The organism is Neobacillus drentensis (genome assembly GCF_036962765.1).
In the GTDB taxonomy this organism is placed as follows: Bacteria; Bacillota; Bacilli; order Bacillales; family Cytobacillaceae; genus Neobacillus; species Neobacillus drentensis_C.
On record NZ_JBALOS010000391.1, the window covers coordinates 1 to 2,239 of the forward strand.

The 2,239-nt window shown below is 28.0% G+C and carries 2 protein-coding genes; both read left to right on the plus strand.

The genetic code is table 11. The features are described from left to right. Positions 1 to 1,186: ATP-dependent nuclease (locus V7137_RS29950; RefSeq protein WP_335701440.1), on the plus strand; the 1,186-nt coding region annotated here is incomplete at its 5' end. Further along, the coding region (locus tag V7137_RS29955) for an ATP-dependent helicase (protein ID WP_335701441.1) at positions 1,171 to 2,239 on the plus strand (1,069 nt) is incomplete at its 3' end. The genes V7137_RS29950 and V7137_RS29955, both read left to right, overlap by 16 nt.

Here is a 2,239-nt window from a genome sequence, read left to right on the forward strand (position 1 = left end):
TAGTAATCTAATTTATTTATTATTAGAGGCACAAATTTTTAATGAGAAAATGGATGATAGAAGAGTAAATTTACTGGTGTTTGAAGAACCAGAAGCACATCTTCATCCTCAAATGGAAAATATTTTTATTAGGTATATAAGTGCCATTAATAAAGCGGTGATCATGGATACAAAATCTGAAGTATCAGAAATAGTAGAACTAGTAGAAGTAGCAGAAGTACTAGAAGTAGCAGAAGAAGTAGCAAAAGAAGCAGAAGTAGCAGCAGCAGAAGTAGCAACAGCTCCTGCAACAGAACCAGTAGTATTAGGAGAACATAATGTTCCTTTCCAAATGTTAATTACAACTCATTCAATTGAGATGACGAAAGTTATAGGTTTAAAAAACATACGTGTTTTAAGATCAAATGGACATATAGAATCGAAAGTATTTGACTTAAACAATTTTATTAATTCACCGGATATAGATAGGAAATTTTATGAGAAATTCTTTCAATTTAACATGGTTGAAATGGTTTTTGCGGATAAATTAATTTTATTTGAGGGAGATGCAGAAAGATTATTATTTAAATATCTTATTTCTAATATGAGAAAGTATGAGAATCTTTCTTCGCAATATATATCATATATACAGGTGGGGGGAGCATACGCTCATAAGTATTTGGACTTAATTAGTTTTTTAGAAATTAAAACGTTAACATTTACTGATATCGACTATAAATATGAAAAAGAAGATATTGAGAAAGATACAGATTTAATTCTTGAAGAGATTGTAAAAAGAGAGACTACTAATGAAACGATAAAAAAGATTGTAGGAGAATCAATAATCTCTGAGATTTTCAAAATTGCTAAGGAAAAACAAGGTGAATTTTTGAACAATAGTAAAATGTGTTTAAAATTTCAAACAGATATTGATGGTTATGCGCGGACTTTGGAAGATGCATTATTACATAAGCTTTTAAATGTCGAAACAGTATTTTCGAAAATAACTAAAGAAGATTTCGAAATAATAATAAAAAATAAGCAATTGTTATTGTCTAATACAAATAAAAGTGAGACAACTTTAAGGGACAGAATTGAAAAATTAAAAAACAAAACAGATTTCATGTATGCGTTAATTGAATCAGGAAATATCAATAATGCAATTCCGAATTATATAGAGGAGGGATTAGATTGGCTGAAGGATTAGATATATCTGAACAATTTACTTTAGTTAATGCTCCAGCTGGTAGTGGGAAAACTACTGCAGTATCTAAAAGTATAAAAAAACTCCTACTGATGCCAAATAAAAAAATATTGTGTATAACATATACTAATAGAGCTGCTGTACAGTTAAAAGAAAAAATTGATAGTGAGAGTGTAGAAATAGGTACCATTCACTCATTTATTGGTAATTTCATGAAACCTTTTTTTAAGATAAAACCTATAATTGAGTATTTTTTTGAATTTTATGATAAGAGTATATTGAAAATTTTGGAAAGTGGGGATGAAAAAGAAGTAGTTAAAATAAATAGATATAAAGAAAAATATAATTTAGAGGAGGACTATACAGTTGCCAAGCAAACGGTTATAGAGAATATTAGTTGTCTTGAGTATGGAGAGACACAATTTACTTCTTTTCTCTATGGCAGCTTATCCCATGATGATTTATTAATATTTTCGAAGGCAGTCTTTGAAAAGTTTCCAAAACTTAATAAAACAATTTCCCAAAGATATTCATATATTTTTATTGATGAATATCAAGATACTAATTCAGAAATTTTGGAGTTGTTTTATAAGGCATGCTTAAATAGCGATACAAAGTTAATTCTATTGGGAGATGAAATGCAACAAATTTATATAGGCAGGGTTGAGGATTTTCAAGAAATAATCGTTCATAGTTTTGCTAGGGATTATTCTTTAAAAAACAATTGGCGCTCACAAGGTAATATAGTAAAACTCTTAAATAATATATATTATGATTCATCATACCAACAACATCCTCAAAATGCTGAAGAACAGAAACCTAAGATACATATAGTTGATGATTTTTGCAATTTAGAAATACACCAGGATACATTACAGTTAGTCTTGTATAATAGTGATTTATTTAAAGCGATAGGAGCATATAATTTATTTGTAGCATATAATGAAAGATATAAATTATTTGATAAATACAATACTAAAGAAATATTATTAAAATCAATGGAAAACCCTGACGATTTAATGACTCTTTTAATTTTCATTACAGAAATAAGTGAGC